Source organism: Streptomyces sp. NBC_01335, from assembly GCF_035953295.1.
Classification (GTDB): domain Bacteria; phylum Actinomycetota; class Actinomycetes; order Streptomycetales; family Streptomycetaceae; genus Streptomyces.
The window spans coordinates 5,617,247-5,639,840 of record NZ_CP108370.1; the positions used below are offsets into that span (position 1 = coordinate 5,617,247).

Here is a 22,594-nt window from a genome sequence, read left to right on the forward strand (position 1 = left end):
GTTCCGTCGCAGGTCAGCAGGGTTGCCCGGATTACTTTTATGTCTGTGGCATATGCCGATCTCCCTACCGGATCCGGCCATTCCGGGGACGGGATTCCCTCGGAACGGCTCCGGACCAGGTCTGCTCCGGCCATGATGGGGGGCATGGCGGGCCTGGAGGGTGGGGAGCAGTCGCGCGCGCACGGAAGTGCGACGGCGGCGCGGCGGGTATCGGTGTCGGAGGACGAACAGCCGAGCCATGTACTGGAGTTGTACGGCAACCCGACCGACGAGGAGGGCGTGCGACTGCCGTCCCGTCCGGAGTCGGCGGCGACGGCCCGCAGGATCGCGTCGGCCGTGGTGCTGTGGCAGTGGAACCTCTCCCCGCAGCTCGCCGAGTACGCCGTCCTGCTCGTCTCGGAACTCGTCGGCAACGCCGTGCGGCACACCGGCGCGCAGTACTTCGGCCTGCGCATGGAACGCCGCCGGGGCATGATCCGGATCGGGGTGCGCGACCCCTCGCGCGGCCTGCCGTGCCTGATGCCGGTGCGGGAGATGGACGTGAGCGGGCGGGGCCTCTTCCTCGTCGACAAGCTCTCCGACCGCTGGGGGGTCGACCTGCTGCCGCGCGGCAAGATCACCTGGTTCGAGATGCGGATCTCCGACCGCACCGACCGGTAGGGCGTCCTCGCGCTCACCGCTCCCGGTACACGCAGAAGCCCCCGTCCGCCGTGGTCCGGCGAGCTGGGGGCTTCTGTGGGGGGCCGTGAAATGGGGGGTGGTTCACGGCCGCGTGCATGACCTGTGCTCGGGTCGGAGGAGGTCGTGGGACGACTATGGCACATCAGTCCTCAGGAAACCAAAGGTACATTTCGGGCAATGAGGGACCAATCTGCTCTTTTGGTATGTGAATCGTAGGTGTCATCGAGAAAACCCCTGGCATTCAGTGAATGAATATGGGGTTCAGTGGATGATTCGTAGACGCCTCGTGAAGGGCGACGATCGCCGATCCATCGGTCCGCCCTACGGTCCGGCTGTCCGCCCGGCTGTCCGCCCGACCGTCGGTCCGGCTCTCCACCGGCCGCCGCAGGGGTGGGCGCGTCCGCCCGTTAATCTGACCACCGTCAATCGGACAAGCGATAGGGGCGGAAAAGTGGCGGACATCGAGTCGGCACGCAAGGCGTTCGAGCATTTCGACCAGAACGGTGACGGCCTCATCACGGCCTCCGAGTACAAGAGCGCCATGGCGCGGCTGGGCGACCCGTTCGTCACCGAGACGGTCGCCCAGGCGATCATCAACTCCCACGACGCCAACGGTGACGGCCTGCTCACCTTCGACGAGTTCTGGGCCTCGCAGAACAAGGGCTGAGCCCGACCGGTCACGGCCCGAACTCCACGGGACGAGGGCTGAGCCCGACCGGTCACGGCTCCAACCCGACGGGACGGGGGCTGAGCCCGACGCGGGGCGAGCCCGGGCCCGGCGGGCCGGGGCCGAACCGTCGGCGGGGGTCCCCGGCCCCGTGGCGGGCCGGGGCTCACCCGTGGAACTCAGCCCGCCACCCGGTACGGCGACCAGCCGCGCAGCTCGTCGTCGCGGGGCGCCTCCACCACGGCCGGAGCGCCCGGACCGAACGCCATCACCGGCCGCCGCGCGTCCCAGGCGTCCCACCCCGGATCACCGGTGGCCGCGAACCGCACCCAGGCCGCGTGCATCGCGTCCGCCAGCTCCTGCGGGGCGTGCGGACCGGCCAGCGCCACGGAGTCCGGATGGGCCAGGGTGTCGAAGACGAAGCCGATCTCCAGGGCGTGGCAGGCACCCAGATGCCGCACGGGGGAGGGCCAGCCGAACTCGTAGAGGTACGTACGGCCCGGGGCGCCCACCCGCGCGTCCGCCAGGACGTTCAGCGGCACCCTCAACAACAGGTCCGTCGCGAGCGCGCCGAGCAGCTCGCCCGGTGTGGCGTCCGGGCGGTTGGCCCGGTACACGCGCGCCGTCGCGCCCGGCACCCCGAACTTCAGCAGCGCCAGCCGCAGCCGTACGCGCCCGAGGCGCTCGGTGAGCCCACTGGGCACGAACCAGAGGCGGTACTCCTCGGTGTTCGTCCCCATCAGCAGATCCACCCCGCCCGCCGCGCCCTTGCGCAGCGCCTCGGCCGGGTCGCGGGGGAGCAGGTCGCCGTCGACCACGATCCGGAACGCGTTGCGGCCGGTCAACGGGTTCCCGCCGCGGGTCACCTCGCTCTGCGCGGCCAGCAGCGCGGACGGTTCCACGGCCGCCAGCGCCGCGGCCGTCGCCGGAACGCCCAGGCGCCGGGCGACGAGCTCCGTCGTACGGCGTCCCGCCTCGGGCGTCGGCGCGTCCGGCGCCCCGCTCTGCAGCACCGCCCGCCGGAACAGTCCCGCCGCCCTCGGCGCGGCGAGCAGCGCGGCGATGCTCACCGCCCCCGCCGACTCGCCCGCCACCGTCACCCGCCCCGGATCGCCCCCGAACGCCCCGATGTTGTCCCGTACCCACTCCAGCGCGGCCAGCTGATCGAGCAGCCCGAGATTGGCGGGGGCGTCCGGAAGCACCCCGAACCCCTCGATCCCCAGGCGGTAGTTGACCGAGACCAGCACCACCCCGTCCCGGGCGAACGCCGTCCCGTCGTAGACCGGGACGGCGGAGGACCCGTGCAGCAGCGAGCCGCCGTGTATCCAGACGAGCACCGGCAGCCCGGTCCGCTCCGGGCCGGGCGTCCAGACGTTGAGGTTGAGCCACTCGTCCCCGGGCACCTCGGGGTCCGGCAGCAGGGCGTCCAGGGGCGGGTCGTACGGCCGCTTCGGTGCGGTCGGCCCGAACGCGACGGCCTCCCGCACCCCCGCCCACCGCTCGGGCGGCTCCGGCGCCCGGAACCTGCGGGCGCCCACGGGGGCGGCCGCGTACGGGACGCCCCGGAAGACCGCCACCCCGTTCTCCCGGACTCCGCGCACGGTTCCGTGGAGGGTGGCGACGGTCGGGCGGTCGTCCGGATGTCTCTCGCGCATGTGCGTCGGCCCTTTCGCGGTGCCCGCCAGGATCGGGTGCCCTTCAGAATGGGGTACTTCCCCGCCGGACGCAGTCCGAAGAGCCGGCGGGCGGGCGGACCGGGACCCGGCAGAGCCCGCGGGGTGGACGGACCAGGACCAGGACCAGGACCAGGCCGCTCGCGGCCGCGAGGTGGACCCGGACCCGCCGACGACGTGCGCGGGCGTTCCCGCGATCCTGGACGCGGGCGCGCCGCCGCCCACCGGCCCCGTACCGCAGAACGTCACCCAAGGCAGAACGTCACCACCGGAGCTTCCGCATGAGCACGTCCGACCGCCCCTGTTGCGCCCCCGGCCGCACCCCGCACGGCACCGACCACGGCACCGATCCCGGCCCCGCGCTGCTCGGCATACCCGCCGTCCCGCCGCCCCCGGGTGACGTACGGGCCCCCGGGCACACCTTGGCCGAACTGCCCGGCGGGACCTTCTGGATGGGCGACGCCTTCGACGAGGGGTACCGGGCCGACCACGAGGGCCCGGCCCGGCGGGTCGCCGTCGCCGCCTTCGCCATCGACACCACCGCCGTCAGCAACGCGCAGTTCGCCGCGTTCGTCCGGGCCACCGGACACCGCACCGACGCCGAACGCTTCGGCAGCTCCTTCGTCTTCCACCAGCTCGTCCACCCCGACGCCCGGCGCCACGTCGTCGGCACCGTCCCCGGAGCCCCCTGGTGGCTCGGCGTGGAGGGCGCCTCCTGGTCCGCCCCCGAAGGCCCCGGATCCGGCGTCGAGGACCGCGCCGGCCACCCCGTCGTCCACGTCTCCCACGACGACGCCCTCGCCTACTGCGCCTGGGCGGGACTGCGCCTGCCCACCGAGGCGGAGTGGGAGTACGCCGCCCGGGGCGGGCTGAACAGCGCCCGCTACCCGTGGGGCGACGAGTTCACCCCCGGCGGCGAGGAACGCTGCAACACCTGGCTCGGCGACTTCCCGCACCGCTCCGACCGGCCCGGCGGCCCCGGCACCGTACCCGTCACCGCCTACCCGCCCAACGGCCACGGCCTCCACAACACCTCGGGCAACGTCTGGGAGTGGTGCGCCGACGCCTTCGGCCCCGGTGAACGCGTCATCCGCGGCGGCTCCTACCTCTGCCACGCCTCCTACTGCAACCGCTACCGGGTCGCCGCCCGCTCCCACAACACCCCCGACTCTTCCACCGGCCACGGCGGGTTCCGGTGCGCCCGCGACACGAGCACGACGACAGTGAGCACGACGACGCCGTGAGCACGACGCCGTGAGTACGACAGCGCGCCCCGGCCGGGAGTCCACCGGCCGGGGCGCGCTGTCACAAGCAGTGCCGTGCGAGCGTTACTTGAGGTAGACCAGTCCGTCCGTGGTGATGGCGGGCCGGCCGCTCGTGCCGACCACGACCAGCTTCACCGTGTGCTTGGCGGCGCTGGACCAGGTGGTCGTCCAGATCGCGTCGCGGTACTTGGTGGTCGAGGACTTCAGGTCCACCGTGGCCGTCTTCTTGCCGTCCACGTAGACGTACACCTGCCCCGAGGTCGAGGCGCGCGAGACGACGAGCGCCGCCGACCGGCCGGTGAACGTCCAGGTCATGCTCGCGTTCTTGGCACTGCTGGAGTACGACTTCCCGCCGAGGTAGCTCGACGAGGACTTCGCGGTCCACGTGCCCGTCCGCGTGGTGGAGGTCTCCTGGAGGATGACCGGGGTGCCGATCACCGAGGCGGCGGCGGAGTTGCCCGCGCGGTCGTACGCCGTCATCTTCCAGGTCGTCGACACACCCGGCTTGGCGGTCTGGGCGGCGCTGGTCGTCGTCGCCGTGAAGGTCTTCGCCACCGGGGCGGTGAGCCGGACCTCCTTGAGCGCGATCCCGTCCGCGGCCTTCCACTTCAGCGTGAGGGGAACCGCCGTCGTGTTGACCGTGCCGGCGCTCAGCGCCAGCGAGGGCTTCGTGGTGAAGGCGGGCGCCGTCTTCTCGGCGACCACGGTCGCGGCGGCCGAGACGGCCGTCCTGCCCGACTGGTGCGTCGCACGGACCTGCACCTTGTGGGTGCCGACGGCGAGCGTCGCCGAGGCGGAGGTGGTGCTGCCGTTCGTGGTCGCGACCACCTTGCCGTCCACCAGCAGTTCGTACTTCGCGACGAGGGCGGCCGGAGTGGTCGACGTCCAGGCGACCTTGACGCTCGACTGCGTGTACGTCGTCGAGCCCGAGGTGCTGCTCCCGGTGACCGAGGAGACGGCCAGACCGGTGACCGGACCCGCCGCGGCGGTACGGATCGCGCCCAACTGCCCGTAGAGCGCGGTGCCGGGGCACTCGGTGTTGAAGCCGTCGCGGTGACCGGAGATCTGGTTGAAGGTGTAGCTCTTCCCGGCGGTGTACGCGATGCCGGTGCCGCTCGACTGGGTCGCGCCGGCCACCAGCGTCGTCTTGCCGGCCGGGTCGCCCTTGTACTGGCCGAGCTTCCACGCGGCGAGCCGGGCCACCGCCGTGGTCGCGGCGGTCGCGGCCTTGGTGTCGGTGTACATGCCGATGACCGCGATACCGGCCGTCTCACGGTTGAAGCCGTAGGTGTGAGCGCCGAACACCGGCTGGTCCACACCGCCCTTGCGGCCCTCGAAGATCGTCCCGCACTTGTCGACGATGAAGTTGTAGCCCAGGTCCTTCCAGCCGTTCGACTGGACGTGGAAGGCGTGCAGGCTCCGCATGATGGCGGGGGAGTCCGCACAGGAGTAGTCGTTCGTCTGCGCGGTGTGGTGCACGAACACGGCCTTGACCGACGTCGTGTACTCCGGCGCCTCGTCGTTGAGCTTCTCGTTCGCGCCCCAGCCGGCCCTGCTGACGATCGGCGGCCTCGGCATCGTGGACACCGGCGCGGGCGTCACGGTCGGCGAGGGAGCGGCCGTCGTCGGGGTCGGCGCCGGAGTGGTCGGCGTCGCCGACGCGCTCGGCGCCCCGGTGGTGGGCGCCGCCGTCGTCGGGTCCGCCGTCGGCTCGTCGGTGGCCGCGCCGGTCTCGCCGGTCTCCGGGGTGTTCCCGGGCGCCGGGGTCTCGGGAGTCTCCGGCGCCGACACGGTGTCCGTCGGGGTGGGCTCGGTGGTCTCGCCGTCCTCGGCGGAACCCTCCGTACCCGCCGGCATGTCCTGGGCGAACGCGGCGGTTTCCGCGTCGAGCCCGGAGCTACCGGGGTCGACGGTGTCCAGGCGGAGACCGGCGGGCAGACCGGCGGAGGAGGTGCCCCCGGAGGTCACCCGGACCTCCACACCGTTCGACGCCCCGACCCAGCGCGGCTCGGTGGTGCCCCGCACACCGGCCTGGCCGGTCTCGGTGCGCCCGTCCACATCCGTCGCCAGCGGCAGCCAGCCGGTCCACTCGCCGGTGGCCACCGAGCGGGTCCGTGCCTCGACGGTGCCGGAGACCTTGGCCGCCGGGTCGGTCCAGGTGACGCCCAGCAGGCTGAAGGGCTTGGTGTCCTTCTGCTCGAAGCGGGCGGATTCCCCGTCCGCCGACACCTTGAGCTCGTTCTTGTGCACGTCGACCCGCGCCGGGGCGGACTTGGCGTCCACGCTCCCGTGGGTGTCGTCGGTGCCCGTGACCCCCTGGAACACGAGGACACCCGCAACGGCCGCCGTCGCGACGGCCGCCGTTGCCCATATTCTTCGCTTCGATCTCACGTTTGATTCCCCGAGGACGATGATGAGAGAGCGGCGATCCGTCGGTCGGGGTTCTTCCCGGGGCGTGGTCGGTGCGGCGTCCGCTGCGGACGCGCCAACCCTCGGGAACCGGCCGACCCGGTGGCGCCGGAGGGACAGTCTCGCACGGGAGTTCACCCGAACGGGTGACGGCTCGGTCGAGCGTGCGTCATGGAGTGGAACGTCCGAGGGCGACCGGGGACGGCCCTGGGCGGGATGCGGCTTCCGGGGTTCCGCCGCCGAAATTCCGGAAGCCGCATGCCGAGGGCGCGTCGCGCGCCTGATCGGGTCCTCGGGAGGCTCTCTCCTCAGGATCCACCGGACGCCCGCGGCGCCCGGCGAGGGGTCCGCGCGGGACCGTTCACGCCGCGAAGAACCGGGAGAGCTCGCTCCGCTCCTCCGGCTCCACCAGGTCCGGGCGGGTGTAGCGCTCGGCCCGTGCGTGGTAGTCGAAGTCACCCCGCACGAGGCCGCGGTAGTCCCGCACGCACCGTTCGAGAGCGATCCGTTCCGGACCCTCCAGGCCGGCCGCGTCCATCTCCACGACCAGGTCCTTCTCCGCGCGCCGGACACGTTCCGCTATCCGGGCCAGTTGGATACCGGCCTCGTCGACGGCTTCCTGGAGCGTGCAGCCGCGGTCGCGCTGGATGAGGCGGACGGCATTGTGCTCGTAGCCCATCGCCGCCTCCTTCTCGAAGGAGCAGATGTCGTTGCAGAGGCCGGAATGGTCGGTGACCGCGTCCCGGAGCGCGACGTACGCGGGAAGGCTCCGGGCGGCGTCCGTGAGATCGATGCCCGCCGTGATCTCGTGAAGATCGAGGAAGGGCTGCATCGCCACGGAATCCCGGCGGTGCTTCACGAACTCGGCCCGGGACGGCACCTGTCCGGCGGCCCGTTCGACCGCCTCGGCGTAGTACGTCCAGAGCCAGGCCACGGTGTCCCGGCGGAACTGCCGTACCCAGGCCGTCGACCGGTCGCGGTACGTGCGGTTCCGCAGCTCCTCCAGGGTCAGTTCCATGGCGGAGTGCGCCACGGCCCCGTCGAGCACCTCGACGAGCCGGGTGATGGCGGAGCCGCACATCCGGGGATCTCGTCCGGCGGGTCCGTCGTCGAATTCGTCGTCGACCAGAAAGGCCCAGAAGAGCCACTGGCAGAACAGGTCGAGATGCTGTTGGGGAGCGGTCGGGAAGATGAGGGAGATCCACAGCTCCGGCCGGGTTCTGATCATCTTCTTCCGGGCCACCGGAGAGAGTTCCACGCCATGGAAGTCCGCCCATTTCCAGGCGGCCTCCTTGGTCCTCTCCAGACCCGGATTGCATCCGGCGCTGGCGAACGGCATGTGAAACGCCGGTAACGCGATCTGGCTCATTGATACCCCTCGTCAAGACGGTGTGGATGGAGGGTGGGTTCGGCGGGTGGCCGTGGTGTGCACGGAGCGCGAAGCGGTCGGGAGCCGGCGGACTCGAGCGTTCTGAAATCAGCTTTCTTTGGCCAAGGAATGACTCTGCGAGGTGAGGCGGTTGTGGTGGTTCCTCCCTCTTTCTTTTCCCTGTCGTACCGGGACCGCCGAACGGGTGTATTCGGCGGTCGAGTGGAACCGGGCTTCGGGCGATCGCGTCACCATGCGTGACGCCCAGTCAACCCCGGGCGAGCGACTGAGGGAAGTCGCTCGTGACCGAAATTGTATGGTGCCGCCGAACGCTGGTGACTTTATGAGCGGTTGATGACCGGCCTGGTCCACTCCGTGGCGTACCGATGTCCACGTCGCGATGGCTCACCCGCCTTCCGGAGCGGTCGTGGCGAGCCCTCGCGCCGATGTCCCGAAACCGTCGGCGCCCTCCCCGCGATCCCCCGGCCCACCGCCGGAAGCCTTGGCGTTACTGCCCTCCGGCGCCCTCCCGTGGCCCGTCGGCGGCCCGCCGGACGTCCACCCCCGCCCGTCCTCCGTCCGTACGTCCCCCGATGGCGCGAGCGCGTCGCGGGTCCCAAGGTGGTGTGAGGCGAAGTCGTGTTCGAAGGGCGGTGGTGGAGCAGTGCCGGACGACGACCTCCCGTCGGCGGTCCCTTCGGGCGACCCGGCACCCCCCGCTCTGCTGCACGCCCTCGTGACCGCCCCCGTCATCCGTACGTACCTGGTCGACCGGGACCTGCGCATCGTCCGGGCCGGCGCGCTGACCTTCGGCGAGGCCCCGGACCGGGTGGTCGGGCAGCTCCTCACCGACGTGTTCCGGCTGGATGACCCGGACGCGGCGGTACGCGCCCTCGGACCGGTCACCCCGGAGCACCCCGGCGCCGCATCGCCCCGGCAGGCCGCGTCCGCGCAGGACGTCGCATCCGCGTACCCCGGCGAGCGCGGCGCCAGTCCCGTCGGCGTGGTCAGGGCACACCGCACCGACCCGGCCGGCACCGACCGCACCTTCGCCGTCGCGTTCCACCCGTCGGCCGCCGACTCCGACACGGACACCACCGCACTGCCCGGCGCCTGGGCCCCGGGACCGGCGGCGCTGCTCGTGCTGGCCGCGGACATCACCGCCCAGGAGCGCAACTACGCCCGCGCCGCCGCCCTCGACGCCGTACGCGAACGCGTCGGCCAGTCCCTCGACCTCGCCGTCACCTGCGAGGAACTGGTCATGGCGCTCGTCCCCGGGTTCGCCGACATCGCGGTCGTCGAGATCGTGGACGACGTGCTGCGCGGCGCCGACGCGCCCGCCGGCCCGCCGCCCCGGGGCACCCCGCTGCGCCGCATCGCGTTCCGGGGCCCCCTCGGCTCGGGCGGGGCCGCCCACCCGGTGGGCGACGTACGGGAGATGCCGCACCCGACCCCGTACTCCCTCTCCCTCGGCGACCTCAGCCCCCGCCTGGTGCAGCTCACCCCCGGCCTGCCCTGGTACGAGACCGACCCCGACCGGGCCAGGTCCATCGAGGAGTTCGGGTCGCACTCGATGATCGTGGCGCCTCTGGCGCTGCGCGGCACCGCGCTCGGCGTCGTCAGCTTCTACCGGTGCGGCGGGAGCGAGCCGTACGACGAGGGCGACCTCTCCTTCGGGGTGACGCTCGCCGCGCACACCGCACTGAGCGTCGACAACGCGCGGCGCTACGAACGCGACCACACCGTCGCCTCCACCGTCCAGCGCCGACTGCTGCCGGCCGGCCCCGCGTCCCCGATCGCCGTCGACACCGCCCACGTCTACCTGCCCGGGCGCAACAGCGGCAGCTGGTTCGACACCATCTCCCTCTCCGGCGCGCGGACCGCCCTCGTCGTCGGCCGGGTCGACGGCCAGGGCGTGCAGACCGCGACGACCATGGGCCAACTGCGCACCGCCGTCCGCACACTCGCCGCCCTCGACCTCTCGCCCGAGGAACTGTTCTCCCGGCTCAACGACATCGCCGTCCAGCTCGCCGAGGAGCGGGCGGCGCTCCCCGTCGGCGACGCCCTGCGCCACCGGCCCCTCAGGGCGACCTGCCTCTACGGGGAGTACGACCCGTTCACCCGGCTCTGGACGGTGGCCCGGGCCGGGGCGCCGATCCCCCACATCGTCCGTCCGGACGGCACCCCGCACCCCTTCGACCTGCCCGAAGGACCACCGCTCTCCGCGACCGAGAACGCCCCCTTCTCCACCGCCGAGATCACCCTCGAACCGGGCAGCCTCATCGTCATGCACAGCGGCGGCAGCAACCTGCGCGACCGCCCGGGCCTGCGCCCCGTCGACGAGGTGCTCACGCCGACCGACCGGGACCTGCAGGAGATCGCCGACGCCATCATGTACAACTACCGGCCCGTCGCCCACCCGGAAGGCGCGGTGCTGCTCCTCGCCCGCCCCAGCGAGGTCAGCGCCGCCCAGGTGGTCACCATCGAGCTCGACGACGACGCGGGCGCCCCGGCGAAGGCCCGTACCGTGACCCGCTCGCACCTGGCCGAGTGGAAGGTCCCCAAGGACGCGCTGTACGCGGTCGAGCTCATCGTCAGCGAACTCGTCACCAACGCCGTGCGCTACGGCACCCCGCCGCTCTCCCTGCGCCTGGTCCGTACCCAGACCCTCACCTGCGAGGTCCGCGACGCCAGCCTCGTCGCCCCCCATCTGCGCCACGCCCGGGCCGGTGACGAGGGCGGCCGGGGCCTGTTCATCATGTCCCAGCTCGCCTCCCGCTGGGGCACCCGCTACACCCACGACGCGAAGATCATCTGGGCCGAGGTGGAGCTGTAGGCCGTGTCCGAGGGGAGGCTCCGCCCCAGGTCACGGAGTTGTCGGAGTGTTGGGCGGACGGACGCCGGTGCGACATCCGCCCGCCCCGGTGGCCTCCCTAACGTGCGTGCATCCACTCCTCCCGCTTGGAGCACGCATGCACACCTCCCCCGACGACCGCCGCGACGACGCCCCCGAACGGAGCCTCCCGGCGGCTGCGGCCACGCACTCGGCCGACTGCGGCTGTCCGCGCACCGCCGACCTCGACGGCGAGGGGCTCGCGGCCAGAAGCCGGCGCACCTTCCTGCGCGGCGCCGGTGTGCTCGGCGCGGGGGCCGCCGCGACCGGGCTGCTGGGCACGGCGCCGGCCTTCGCCTCGGGCAAGGACGCCTCCGACGCGCATGACGAGGGGAAGAAGACCGGCCGCGGCAAGCGCGGCACGTGGAGCCCGGACCCGGAGAACCCGCGGTTCACCTTCGTCGTGATGCCCGACACGCAGTACATGTTCGACATCGACCGGATCCACCCCGCCCCGATGGAGGCGTCCTTCCGCTACGTGCTCGACCCGGCCGGGCGGGCCGGCGGCAACGACGAGAACATCGTCTTCCTCGCCCACCTCGGTGACGTGACCAACAACGGTCACGCCGAGGAGTACGCCGCGGTGACCAAGGTGTTCGACATGCTCGACGACGCGGGCGCCGCGTACGGCGTGCTGGCGGGCAACCACGACGTGGGCGGCGACGACCAGCGCGGCCGGACGCCGTACCTGGACACCTTCGGCCCGGCGCGCGCCAGGAAGTCGCCCGCCCACCACTCCGCCAGCCCCGACGGCTACAACACCAGCCACATCTTCCGTGCGGGCGGCCGCAGTTGGATGGTCCTCTCCCTCGACTGGCGCATGTCGGCAGCGGGGTTCGCCTGGGCCAACGCCGCCATCAAGGCGAACCCGACGCTGCCGGTGATCGTGACGACCCACGAGATCGTCGGCTCGTACGACGACGGTTCCGCCGAACTCTCCGCGTACGGACAGCAGATGTGGGACGGGCTGATCAAGGACAACGACCAGATCTTCCTCACCCTCAACGGCCACTACTGGCCGCCCGGCTCCACCGTGATGAAGAACAGCGCCGGCAACGACGTGCACCTGCACATCACCAACTACCAGGACCGCTACTACGGCGGCTCCGGCATGCTGCGCTCGTACCGCTTCGACCTCAACCGGGGCAGGATCGACATCGCGACGTTCTCGCCGTGGATGCGGGAGCGGGCGGCCGAGGACGAGCTGAACGCGGCCGCCGCCCAGGAGATCGAACTGACCTCCCCGGTCGACTACTTCTCCCTGGACATCGACTTCGAGAAGCGCTTCGCCGGCTTCGCCCCGGTCCCGGAACGGGCGCCCCGCGCCGCCCGGCGGATGCTGGTTCCCGGCACCCTCGCGTACTGGCGGTTCGACGGCTCCGGCGCCGAGGGCGGCAGCCTGCCCGCCGGTACGGTCGTCCAGGACCAGGCGGGCCACGGCAACGACCTCGTCCTCCAGCAGGTCCCGGGCGCCGCCGCGAACGCCCTGACCTGGACCGGCGACCACCACCCCGACCAGCCCGGACACGGCGGCCTCGTCTTCACGGGCCAGGGCAACCCGGTCACCGGCGCCTACCTCCGCACCGTCGATACGGCCCCGGTCAACGCGGAGACTTTCCCGCACGGCTACACCATCGAGCTGTTCTTCAAGGTCCCCGCCGACTGGAACGGCGGGCGCAACGGCTGGTCCTCGATGCTCAGCCGCGCCGGCACCGCCGCCGAGGCCGGGAAGAACGGCCCGACGTCGACCGCCGACGAACCCGTCATGACGCTGGGGCTCAGCGGCTCCCTGGAGATCCAGTGGAACGCCTACCCGCTCAACACGGACGGAGCGACCACCGCGTGGAGTCACCTGCTCCAGCAGCAGGAGTGGTGGCACGTCGCCGTCGTCAACGACGGCAAGGTCAGCAAGCTCTACGTGAACGGCTGCGAGGAGGGCCGCAACCCCACCTCGAAGGCGGTCGGCCTGGCCTCGCTCCACAAGCCGTTCCTCGTCGGCGGCTACCAGTGGGCCGGCGACGTCAGCCAGGTCTTCCACGGCACCCTCGGCGACGTCCGGATCGTCGACCGGGCGCTGCGGGTGGACCAGTTCATGAACGCCTGATCCGGGCGGGCGCCCCGGCTCCGGCCGGCGCTGATCCTTGGGCGCTGCTCACGGCGGGGACGGTGGCCCGAACGACCGGGCCACCGGTTGCCGCGTGCTATTCCTCCGGTCGCGCCGGCGCGGCGGCGATGCCGCCGACCAGCAGCGTGAGGATCTCCTGCAGCCGGTGCTCCAGAGGGGGGTGACGAGAGACCGGGCTGGAACGCGCCCACTCGTACAGGGCACCGAGGTAGAGGTCACGCAGGGCGTAGCTCACGCGCTCGGCCGAGACGTTCCGGGAGAACTCGCCGGATTTCTGGCCGTTCTCCACGACCGCCTCGAAGAGCTTCGCGAGGTGCGGGTCCTCGAACAACGGGCGACCCGCCCTCACCCATGCGGTGAGCATGGCCACGGTGAGGTCTTCTTCGGTGTCGTTGATCCGGCCGAGGGCCCTCATGTACTGCGCGAGCTGCGACTGCGCACTCGGGCAGTCCGCCGGGGCGGTGTCTCCCACTGCCGCCCTGATGCTTTCCCGTCGCTGTTCGGCCCAGGCTCCGATGAGGTCCTCCTTTCGTGGGAAGTAGTTGAAGAACGTCCCTCGGGCGACGTCCGCGCGTTCCGCGATCTCGTCCACGGACGCGTGGTCGTACCCCTTTTCCAGGATCACTTCCAGCGCGGAGCTGTAAAGGCGGTCACGGACGCGCTGCTTGTTGCGTGCGCGACGGCCGACAGGCTGTTCGGCGATATCCACTGTGACTCCGTGTGCTCTCAGGCTCATCCAGGGGGGAGTGGTCCCGGTCGTCCACGACGAGCCTGTGCGAGGAATGGTGCAAACGTGCGGTGTCGGCCGCGGAGCCGACGGCGAAAACTTATACCACGGTCCAAGTTTTCGCCAGGGAAGTGACACAGATCGTGGGAACGCACACATCCTGAGCTTTCTCCCCCCGGTGCATGACCCGTTTCCCCCCGGCCACCACGGCGGTCACGGCCGGGCCCGCGCCAGGTCACTCGTCAGACTGCGGACACTCTCGTCGCTCAGCAGCCGGCCCGTCGAGATCCGCACATCGTGCAGGGCGGACATCTGGTGCCGCAGGCGGACCGCCATCAGCGAATCCAGCCCTTGGTCGTGCAGCGAACGGTCCAGGTCGAGATCCTGACCGTCCATCCCCAGCACGGAGGCCGCGAGCGCCGTCAAGCCCTGCGGCAGCGGCGGCGCACTGTCGCCCGTGGCCGTGGCAGGCTGGGCGGGCACCTGCCCGGGAGCCGGGCGCGCGAGGTCCGCGTGCTCCGGCCGGGCCGCCGCGCCGCTCCTCCGGACGGCCGTCGCGGGGGAGAGCAGGCGCCCGCGCACGTGGGTGACCAGGGCGGAGAAGCGCTTCTCCGCCGCCTGCCCGTTGCCGGCGGACCGGCGCAGGACGATCCCGCCGAAGCGGGCCACGATCCGCCCGCCGTCCTCCAGCACGATCACATCACCGCGGACCGTGGTGCCCGAGGACGCCGTGACCTTCGCGATGCTCCAGTACCGCTCGGGCAGTTCCGCGGCGAACTCGATCGAGCCGAAGCCGACGGGGGCGTAGGTCCGGCGCACCCCGAACCGTGTCGGCGCGAGTGCGGCCATCAGGGGCAGGAGCGCGGACTCCCAGGCCGCCGGAGCGGACGCCTCCGGGCGGCGCATCCGGCCGAGGGCCGCGCCGTCCCGCCGCCACACGCGTTCGACCGCCTGGAACGGGGAACCCACCGCGAAGCCCATCTGCCCTATGTGCCCGGCGAATTCGTGTTCCGGCAGGTACTGGCGGCAGGAGGCGAGGGCGCGGTCCAGGAGGGCGCCGCCCAGGTCCCGCCGGAGTTCGCCTCCGACGCGGATCGTCGCCGTCATGCACGGCGCGGGCTCGGCGAATCGGGGATGCAGGGCATGGACCGAGCCCTGCCATCCGGAGCCGTCCGGACGGAGCGAGACCTCGAGTCGCATGGCGTCCGCGTCCGCCGCTTCCACCGGGGCGCTGTTCAGGCGCACGCGATGCAGGGACCACGGGGTGTCGGGTCGCAGTTCCCGCGCGACGTGCAGCAGCGCTCCCGCGTGGACCATCGGGGGGACGGGGGCGAATCCGTCGACGCTGATGGCATTCCCCCAGTCGTCCTGCTTCGCCCAATCCCGCAGGCCCAGTTGCCGGGTGTGGCCGCGGTGCGTGCCGGCCGGTGCGTCCGGGGCCCGGTCCAGCCGGAACACGGTGGCTCGCCAGGGGTACCGGGGCAGCCGGACGGCCTCGGGCCGCCCTCCGTGGTAACGCTCCCAGTCCACCCGGCCGCCGGCCGCGTAGAAACGCCCGACCGAGCGGGCCATCGCCGTCGCCGGGTCCTGGTCACGCCTGAGCGACTCGACCGCGCAGCCGGGACGGCCCAGGATCTCCTCCGTGCCGTGGGTGAGCAGGGGGTGCGGGCTCACCTCCACGAAGACGCTGTCCCGCGCGGTGCCCGCGGCCCTGACCGCGTCGGTGAAACGGACCTTGCCGCGCAGATTCCGCACCCAGTAGTCGGCGTCCAGCTCCGAGCCCTCCACCGCCTCACCGGTGACCGTGGAGACCATCGTGCGGGAGACCGGTTTCGGGGAGAGCGCGGCCAGTGCCTGGCGCAGGTCCGCCCGGAGCTCGTCGGTGAGCGGGCTGTGGGAAGCGACGTTGACGTTCACCTTGCGGGCCATGACGCCCCGGGTGTCCAGCTCTCCGGCGATCTCGTCGAGAACGCCGCCGTCGCCGGAGAGCACCGTGGCGGTCGGGGAGTTCTCGGCCGCCACGCACACGAGGCCGTCGTACGGGGAGATGACTTCCAGGGCCTCCTGGCCGCCGAGCTCGACGGCGAGCATCGAGCCGCGTCCCGCCAGACGCTTCAGCAGGCGGCTGCGCCGGGCGATGACCGCGGCGGCGTCCGCCAGCGACAGGGCCCCGGCGACGTGGGCGGCGGCGGTCTCGCCCATGCTGTGCCCCACGCAGACATCGGGGGTCACCCCCCGCTCTGCCCACGCCGCCGCCAGAGCGATCTCCATGGCCCACAGGGCGGGTTGCACCACTTCCACCGCGGCGGGGAAGGAGTCGGGCCGGGTGTCGAGGAGCTCCAGGACGGACCAGCCCAGTTCGTCGCGCAGGACGAGGTCGCACTCCGCCATGGTCCGGCGGAAGGCCTGCGAGGAGGCGAGTAACCCCTGCCCCATGCCGACCCATTGGGATCCCTGGCCGGGGAAGACGAACACGGTGCGCTTGGCCGGTCCCGGGTGCGCGTCCCCCGTGCCGGCGTTCGCGGGGTTCTCCCCGCGGGCCAGCCGGTCGAGCTGGCCGGCCAGTTCGGCGTGGGTGAGGCCCACCGCCCACAGGCGGTGGGTGTGGGCCTCCCTGCGGGTCGCGGCAGCGGCGCAGATCGCGCCGAGCGGAGTGTCGTGGCCTTCTCCCCCCGGCCTCAGGTACGCGGCGTAGGACCGGGCCAGCTGATTCAGGGACTGCGGCGAGCGGGCGGAGAGCACCAGGAGGTGCGGCGCGGGTGCGGCGTCGTCGCGCGGGGTGTCGGGGCGGGGTTCGGGCGTGTACGCGCCGAGCACGACATGGGCGTTGGTGCCGCCGATCCCGAAGGAGCTGATGCCGATCAGGGCCGCCTCCCCCTGCGGCGCGAGGGGTTCGTTCCGGGTCACCAGCCGCACCGTGCCGGCGGCTTCCACCACCTGGTCGTTGGGCCGGCTCACGTGCAGTGTCGCCGGTATGGTGCGGTGTCTGAGAATGAGGAGCGACTTGATCAGTCCCGCCATGCCGGCCGCCGCTTCGGCGTGCCCGATGTTGCTCTTCACCGAGCCGACCCGCAGCGGTGCGGTACGCGGCCCGGCCTCGCGGCGCTCCTCGATCAGGGCCTCCAGCTCGACCGCGTCGCCGATCGTGGTGCCGGTGCCGTGCGCTTCGACGTAGTCCAGCTCTCCCGCGCCGACACCCGCCGCCCGGCGTGCCTCCCTGAGCATGGCGCGCTGGCCGCCGACCGAGGGGCGCATCAACAGGCCGTCGCCCTGGCCCTCGTGGGTGACGGCGCTCCCCATGATCACGCCGAGCACCGGGTCGCCGTCCGCCAGCGCGTCGTCGAGGCGTTTCAGGATCACGGCTCCGACACCCTCGCTGCGTACGAAGCCGTCGGCTCGTGCGTCACCGAAGCGGCAGCGGCCCCCGGGCGACAGCATGCCGCCCTGTGAGTAGGCGATGGCGTCGTCCGGGGACACGATGAAGTTGACCGCGCCGGCGATCCCCAGATCGCTCTCACCGCTGAGCAGACTCTGCCGTGCGCTGTGCACGGCCACCAGGGACGACGAGCAGGCGGTGTCCAGGACGACGCTGGGGCCGCGCAGGTCCATGCCGTAGCTGATCCGGCCCGCCGTGGCCCCCCGGATGCGGCTGCCGACCGCGCCGTGCACGCCGGGTGGGGCGTGCACCTCTCCGTACTCGGCCGTCGCCTGCCCGACGAAGACTCCGGTGCGGCTTCCGGCGAGGGAGGAGGGGACGACACCCGCGTCTTCCAGGGCTTCCCACACGACCTGCAGGAGCAGGCGCTGCTGCGGGTCCATCGCCTTCGCCTCCACCGGCGCGATCCCGAAGAAGGCGGCGTCGAAGGCGAAGGGGGCGTCGAGGAATCCGCCGTGCCGGCTCACTGTCTTTCCGGGGGTCCCCGGCGTCGGATGGTGGAACTGTTCGGCGTCGAAGCGATCAGGTCGAACCGGTGTGACCGAGTCGGTATTCGACAGCAAATTGTTCCAGAACTCGTCCACACCGTCCGCCTGCGGGAAACGGCATCCCATGCCGATGACGGCGATGGCCGAGTCGACACTTCCTGACTCTCTGGGCATTTTCCCCTACCTCATGTGTCGTGGGCACGTCGTCGGGGCCGGGCCTGACCCGAAGCGGTTCAAAAATACACTCGCGAACAACTTTGGTCCATGGTGTATCTCTGCGAAAGAAATGCGCCACGCCGCCTTTCTGGTGGCGCGAATTCGCGCTCGCGTCCCCGGGGTGGGCCGGTTTACTCCGCGGTTTCCCGAGTGCGCGGTATTGCTGTACCGAAGGTGCGTAGGTGATTTTGGCGGGATAGGCGAGGTATGTCGGATTGTGGGGGTGATTCAGATCACACTCTAGCTGTACTTGCATTCAAACTTGTGCTCGCATCTATAGTTCATTGCAGCAGCGGGCCGGCCGGCAGTGACCAGGTGGCCTGAGCGTCAGGGCGGAGTTTCCGGGGCGCGTGTGCTCCGGCTCCATCTCTTCCCGCCTTTCTTTCCGTTCGGGAACAAGACGAGGAGTATCGATGACTGCCGTAATGCCACCAGAAACCTATTTCACACAATCCGGTAACGGGCTGTTTACAAAGGGGGCGCCGGCGCGTTCCTGGACCGTCAGCACGGCCAAGCCCGTCACCTACGAGGTGCGCTTCGAGAGCGGAATACTCGATCCCGCCCACCCCGCTCTGGCCGAAGCGGGCACCCCGCCCGGCAGCACGGGCACCCGGCGCCTGCTGGTGGTGGAGGAGCAGGTACAGCGCCTGTACGGAGACCGCATCGCGGCGTACTTCGACGCCCGCGGGATCGAGACCGTGACCCGCGTCCTGCCCGCCCACGAGCAGCTCAAGACGATGGAGTCCGCCTTCCAGGTGGTGGAGTCCATGGACGCCTTCGGCATCGCGCGCCGCCACGAACCCGTCATCGCCATCGGGGGCGGGGTCCTCATGGACATCGTGGGCCTCGCGGCCAGCCTCTACCGGCGATCCACCCCGTACGTCCGTGTCCCCACCACCCTCATCGGCCTGGTGGACGCGGGCGTGGGTGCCAAGACGGGAGTCAACTTCGGCCGTCACAAGAACCGGCTGGGCACCTACCACCCGTCCTCGGTGGCGCTGCTGGACCCGGAGTTCCTCGCCACGCTCGACCAGCGGCACATCTCCAACGGTCTGGCCGAGATCCTCAAGATCGCCCTTGTCAAGGACCGGGCCCTGTTCGAACTGCTCGCCGCCCACAGCAAGACCCTGCTCAACGGCAGGCTCCAGCTGACCGAGGACCCCGACGGCCGCCACCTCGTCGCCGAAGAAGTCCTGTGCCGGGCCGTCCACGGCATGCTCGAAGAACTCCAGCCCAACCTCTGGGAGCACCAGTTGCAGCGGCTGGTGGACTACGGCCACTCCTTCTCCCCCGTGATCGAGATGGAGGCGCTGCCGGAACTCCTGCACGGAGAGGCGGTGTGCATCGACATGGCCTTCACCACCGTCGTCGCCCGCCGCCGCGGCCTGGTGAGCGACGAGGACACCCGACGCGTGCTGGCCGTCATGGAGGACCTGGGCCTGCCCGTCATGCACCCCGCCTGCACGCCCGAAGTGTGGGAACACGCCCTCGCCGACACCGTTCGGCACCGCGACGGCCAGCAGCGCCTGCCGCTGCCCGTCGGCATCGGCCAGGCGTGCTTCGTCAACGACCTCAGCCCGCAGGAACTGCGGTCGGCCTTCGCCGAGTTGCAGGAGCACGACCGGGCCCTCCGGAGTGCCCTGTGATCGTCGCCGACACCTCACGGGCCTCGCACGTCCACGGCGTGCACGGCGCCGAAGGCCTCACCTACTGGAAGTGCCTCGCGCGCCGCACCGGCACCGCCGGAGCGTGGGAGGCGGTCGAGTGGGCCTGCCTGCCCCCCGGCGGTGTCAGCGGAGCCCACCTGCACACCCGTACCGAGGAGATCTACTTCATCCTCTCCGGGCGGGGCGAGCTGCTCCTCGACGACACCACCTACGAGGTGCGGCCCGGAACCATGGCTCTCACCGGCGTCGGCAGCACCCACGGCCTGCGCAACACGGGTGAAGGCGAACTGGCCTGGCTCGTCGTGGAGATGTCCGCGCCGGCCACCCACGCCGTCCTCACCCAGGACGCCCCCACCCATCCTGGAGGAACCATGCCCCGCAGCCGGGTCTACCAGCTCGACGAAGTCCGGAGCGTCGACCCGTCGGAAGCCTTCGACGGACCCCTGTCCACCATCCGCATCCAGACCCTGCGGGAGAACGACAGCGAGACGCTCAAGGCCCACACCAGCGAACACGTGCTCTTCGTGATCGACGGAACGGGCGTCGCCGAGGGCGCCGGCTCCCGGGCCGAGCTCGTCCCCGGAACCGCCGTCACTCTTCCGCTGGGCACGGAGGCCCACGTCCTGGCACACGAGGGCGGACTCCAGCTCTTCCACGCCGAGATGGACGTGCGCGGACCGGGGGAGAGCACCCGGTGATCATCTCTCCCGCCGCCGCCCACGCCGAAGCGCTCCAGTCCGGCGCCGGGGCGGTCCTCAGACGCTGCCTGGCCCGCCGGGGCATGCTCCACAGCGAGTGCGAGGCGGTCGACCAGATCGTCCTGGAGCCGCACGCCCGCATAGACCACCGCGGACGCGCCGGAGTCGACGAGGCGTGGTTCGTCCTGTCCGGGACGGTCACCGTCGACGAATGCGATTCCGCGCCGTGGTCGCTCCACGCCGGCCAGCTCATGCTCAGCCCGGCCGGAGCCCGCCCCCACCTCAGCACCGGCGACCTCCCCGTCACGCTGCTGCTGCTGGCCACGCTGCCCGACCGGTACGCCGCCCAGCTTCCCCCGCGCATACCGGAGCTGCACCATGACTAGCCCGGCCCACGACCCCGCCTGGCTGCGGGGAACCATGACGGCCGTCGCCGTCACCTCCCCCAAGAGCGTCGAAACGGTGGAGATCCCCATCCCCGGGCCGCTCGCCGGCCACGCACTGGTCCGCGTCTCGTACGCCGGACTCTGCGGAACCGACCTGGAACTCCTGCACGGCACCGCCAGCTACGTCCTCGACGGGCGGACTGCCTTCCCGCACGTCGTCGGGCACGAATGGAGCGGCACCGTCGTCTCCGCACCCGGCACCGGCCTGGCCCCCGGGCAGCCCGTCGTCGGCCAGACCATGGTGCCCTGCGGCGGGTGCGCCCACTGCCGCGGCGGCCGGCGCGGCCTCTGCCCGCACATGCGCGAGGTAGGCCTCTACGGCATCCAGGGAGCGGCGGCCGAGTACGTCCGGATGCCCGCCAGTTCTCTCGTCCCCGTGCCGGACACGGTCGACGCCCGCTCGGCCGCACTGGTCGAACCCGCGGTCACCGTCGTCGAGGCGTTCCGGCGGGCCGGCTGCCTCACCACCGACCGCGTCGCTGTCGTGGGCACCGGCACCATCGGCCTGCTGGCCGTCCAGCTGGCCGCCCATCTGGCCCAGCACGTCGACGCCGTCGGCATCGACGGAGCGGCTCTCGAACTCGCCACCGGCCTGGGAGCCCGGCGCGGGCTTCTCCCCGCCCAGGCCGACCCGGGCGCGTACTCCCTGGTCATCGAGGCGTCGGGCGCCTCCGCTGGGTTCGCGAGAGCCCTGGACCTCGTCGAACCCGGCGGCCGTGTCGCCGCCGTCGGTGTCACGCACGAACCGATTCCGCAGGTCGACGCCGCCCGCATCACCCTCGACGGGATCTCCCTGCTCGGCATCCGCCACGGGCTCGACCACTACGACGAGACCCTCGGCCTCTTCGCCCGCGACATTCTGCGGGCCGCACCTCTGATCCACGCGGAACTGCCCGCCACGGAAGCCCGGCAGGCGTTCCGGACGCTGGAGACGGGCCGCGGCGCACGTCCCAAGATCCTGCTCTCCTTCGGTACTCCCGCCGCACCGGAACGCGAGGAAGCCCATGCCGGATGACAACCCCCCGACCACCGGGCGGCGGCCCGTCGCCCTCGTCACGGGCGCCAGCTCCGGCATCGGCCGCGCCACCGCGCTCTCTCTCGCCCGGGCGGGGCACCGCGTCGCGGTCGGCTACCGCTCGGACGAGGAAGGAGCCCGGCGCACGGTGCGGGACATGCCCGCCGGTACGGAGACGACCCTGGTCCGGCTGGACCTCGGCGACCCGCGCGCCGCCGCCGCGACGGTCCACCGCGTGGCCGAGGAACTCGGCGGAATCGACGTCTTCGTCAACAACGCCGGGATCAACCGCCGGGCCGACGCTCTCGACGAGGACGCCGACGGATGGCAGCACCTCCTCGACGTCGATCTCACCGGCCCGTTCCTGTGCGCCCGGGCGGCAGCGGCCTCCATGGTCGCCGCCGGCCGGGGCGGACGCATCATCAACGTCACCTCCGTGCACGAGCACATCCCCATCCGGGGCGGCAGCGCCTACTGCGCCGCGAAAGCGGCGCTGGGCGCGGTCACCAAAGTGATGGCCCTGGAACTCGCCGAACACCGCATCACCGTCAACTCGGTGGCGCCCGGCGAGACAGCGACGCCCATGAACGGCGTCCCCGAACACACCGACGCCGCCGACGTGAAGCGGCCCGCGATCCCCGTCGGGCGCCCCGGCCGGCCGGCCGAGGTGGCCGCGCTCATCACCCACCTCGCCTCGCCCGCCGCCGCCTACACCACCGGGGTCTCCCTCACCGTCGACGGCGGCCTCAGCCTCATGGCCGCGATCGCCAACCAGGGCTACGCCAACACCGTCTGAGCCGTACCCACTCCGCACCGGAA

The 22,594-nt window shown here is 71.8% G+C and carries 15 protein-coding genes; 10 read left to right on the top strand and 5 right to left on the bottom strand.

Annotated features, from left to right (window positions below):
- Positions 1 to 144 precede the first annotated feature (144 nt).
- Together OG599_RS24310 and OG599_RS24315 are read left to right on the top strand one after the other, a co-directional pair.
- Entirely contained in the window at positions 145 to 660 is a 516-nt protein-coding gene (locus OG599_RS24310; protein WP_327178094.1) for an ATP-binding protein, read from the top strand.
- Between the two features lie 472 nt (positions 661 to 1,132).
- On the top strand, positions 1,133 to 1,348 hold the full coding sequence (locus OG599_RS24315) for an EF-hand domain-containing protein (protein ID WP_327178095.1): 216 nt from the start codon (positions 1,133 to 1,135) through the stop codon (positions 1,346 to 1,348).
- 179 nt (positions 1,349 to 1,527) lie between these two features.
- Here OG599_RS24315 and OG599_RS24320 read toward each other — a convergent pair whose 3' ends face one another.
- Positions 1,528 to 3,003, bottom strand: coding sequence for a carboxylesterase/lipase family protein (locus tag OG599_RS24320; RefSeq protein WP_327178096.1), 1,476 nt, complete (start codon positions 3,001 to 3,003; stop codon positions 1,528 to 1,530).
- A gap of 299 nt (positions 3,004 to 3,302) precedes the next feature.
- Between OG599_RS24320 and OG599_RS24325 the strand changes: the two genes are divergently transcribed.
- The gene (locus OG599_RS24325) at positions 3,303 to 4,265 is read left to right on the top strand and encodes a formylglycine-generating enzyme family protein (protein ID WP_442809522.1); all 963 of its coding nucleotides are present in this window, start codon (positions 3,303 to 3,305) and stop codon (positions 4,263 to 4,265) included.
- Positions 4,266 to 4,349: 84 nt separating this feature from the next.
- Here the strand turns inward: OG599_RS24325 and OG599_RS24330 are convergent, their stop codons facing one another.
- Both OG599_RS24330 and OG599_RS24335 read right to left on the bottom strand, forming a co-directional pair.
- Positions 4,350 to 6,677 (bottom strand): N-acetylmuramoyl-L-alanine amidase, encoded by a 2,328-nt coding sequence (locus tag OG599_RS24330; protein WP_327178097.1) that lies wholly within the window; start codon positions 6,675 to 6,677, stop codon positions 4,350 to 4,352.
- A 379-nt stretch (positions 6,678 to 7,056) separates the two neighbouring features.
- The gene (locus tag OG599_RS24335; RefSeq protein WP_327178098.1) at positions 7,057 to 8,034 is read right to left on the bottom strand and encodes a terpene synthase family protein; all 978 of its coding nucleotides are present in this window, start codon (positions 8,032 to 8,034) and stop codon (positions 7,057 to 7,059) included.
- A gap of 694 nt (positions 8,035 to 8,728) precedes the next feature.
- Here OG599_RS24335 and OG599_RS24340 point away from each other — a divergent pair.
- Positions 8,729 to 10,900 (top strand): ATP-binding SpoIIE family protein phosphatase, encoded by a 2,172-nt coding sequence (locus tag OG599_RS24340; protein ID WP_327178099.1) that lies wholly within the window; start codon positions 8,729 to 8,731, stop codon positions 10,898 to 10,900.
- Between the two features lie 136 nt (positions 10,901 to 11,036).
- Positions 11,037 to 13,061, top strand: coding sequence for a LamG-like jellyroll fold domain-containing protein (locus tag OG599_RS24345; protein ID WP_327178100.1), 2,025 nt, complete (start codon positions 11,037 to 11,039; stop codon positions 13,059 to 13,061).
- A 97-nt stretch (positions 13,062 to 13,158) separates the two neighbouring features.
- On the opposite strand, the gene OG599_RS24350 is transcribed toward OG599_RS24345, so the two are convergent.
- On the bottom strand, positions 13,159 to 13,791 hold the full coding sequence (locus OG599_RS24350) for a TetR/AcrR family transcriptional regulator (protein ID WP_327178101.1): 633 nt from the start codon (positions 13,789 to 13,791) through the stop codon (positions 13,159 to 13,161).
- Positions 13,792 to 14,022: 231 nt separating this feature from the next.
- Positions 14,023 to 17,907 (bottom strand): type I polyketide synthase, encoded by a 3,885-nt coding sequence (locus OG599_RS24355; protein WP_327178102.1) that lies wholly within the window; start codon positions 17,905 to 17,907, stop codon positions 14,023 to 14,025.
- Between the two features lie 455 nt (positions 17,908 to 18,362).
- Between OG599_RS24355 and OG599_RS24360 the strand changes: the two genes are divergently transcribed.
- From OG599_RS24360 to OG599_RS24380, 5 genes are read left to right on the top strand one after another with little or no spacing between them, the layout of a single operon-like run.
- Positions 18,363 to 19,595, top strand: a complete 1,233-nt coding sequence (locus tag OG599_RS24360; protein WP_327178103.1) for a sedoheptulose 7-phosphate cyclase — start codon at positions 18,363 to 18,365, stop codon at positions 19,593 to 19,595.
- Positions 19,592 to 20,314 (top strand): cupin domain-containing protein, encoded by a 723-nt coding sequence (locus OG599_RS24365; RefSeq protein WP_327178104.1) that lies wholly within the window; start codon positions 19,592 to 19,594, stop codon positions 20,312 to 20,314. Before OG599_RS24360 ends, OG599_RS24365 begins: the two co-directional genes overlap by 4 nt.
- Positions 20,311 to 20,700: a cupin domain-containing protein gene (locus OG599_RS24370; RefSeq protein ID WP_327178105.1), complete on the top strand. Its 390-nt coding sequence runs from the start codon at positions 20,311 to 20,313 to the stop codon at positions 20,698 to 20,700. Before OG599_RS24365 ends, OG599_RS24370 begins: the two co-directional genes overlap by 4 nt.
- Positions 20,693 to 21,775, top strand: coding sequence for a zinc-dependent alcohol dehydrogenase (locus OG599_RS24375; protein ID WP_327178106.1), 1,083 nt, complete (start codon positions 20,693 to 20,695; stop codon positions 21,773 to 21,775). The genes OG599_RS24370 and OG599_RS24375 overlap by 8 nt, the downstream gene beginning before the upstream one ends.
- Positions 21,765 to 22,571 carry an SDR family oxidoreductase gene (locus OG599_RS24380; RefSeq protein ID WP_327178107.1) on the top strand — a complete coding sequence of 269 codons (807 nt, stop codon included), beginning with the start codon at positions 21,765 to 21,767 and terminating at the stop codon, positions 22,569 to 22,571. The genes OG599_RS24375 and OG599_RS24380 overlap by 11 nt, the downstream gene beginning before the upstream one ends.
- Positions 22,572 to 22,594: the final 23 nt, after the last annotated feature.

Excerpts from the sequence above, each read along its gene's own strand:
- OG599_RS24355 (WP_327178102.1), bottom strand. The coding sequence starts at position 17,907 with ATGCCCAGAGAGTCAGGAAGTGTCGACTCGGCCATCGCCGTCATCGGC.
- OG599_RS24335 (WP_327178098.1), bottom strand. The coding sequence starts at position 8,034 with ATGCCGTTCGCCAGCGCCGGATGCAATCCGGGTCTGGAGAGGACCAAG.
- OG599_RS24375 (WP_327178106.1), top strand. The coding sequence starts at position 20,693 with ATGACTAGCCCGGCCCACGACCCCGCCTGGCTGCGGGGAACCATGACG.
- OG599_RS24310 (WP_327178094.1), top strand. The coding sequence starts at position 145 with ATGGCGGGCCTGGAGGGTGGGGAGCAGTCGCGCGCGCACGGAAGTGCG.
- OG599_RS24380 (WP_327178107.1), top strand. The coding sequence starts at position 21,765 with ATGCCGGATGACAACCCCCCGACCACCGGGCGGCGGCCCGTCGCCCTC.
- OG599_RS24345 (WP_327178100.1), top strand. The coding sequence starts at position 11,037 with ATGCACACCTCCCCCGACGACCGCCGCGACGACGCCCCCGAACGGAGC.
- OG599_RS24320 (WP_327178096.1), bottom strand. The coding sequence starts at position 3,003 with ATGCGCGAGAGACATCCGGACGACCGCCCGACCGTCGCCACCCTCCAC.
- OG599_RS24325 (WP_442809522.1), top strand. The coding sequence starts at position 3,303 with ATGAGCACGTCCGACCGCCCCTGTTGCGCCCCCGGCCGCACCCCGCAC.
- OG599_RS24360 (WP_327178103.1), top strand. The coding sequence starts at position 18,363 with ATGACTGCCGTAATGCCACCAGAAACCTATTTCACACAATCCGGTAAC.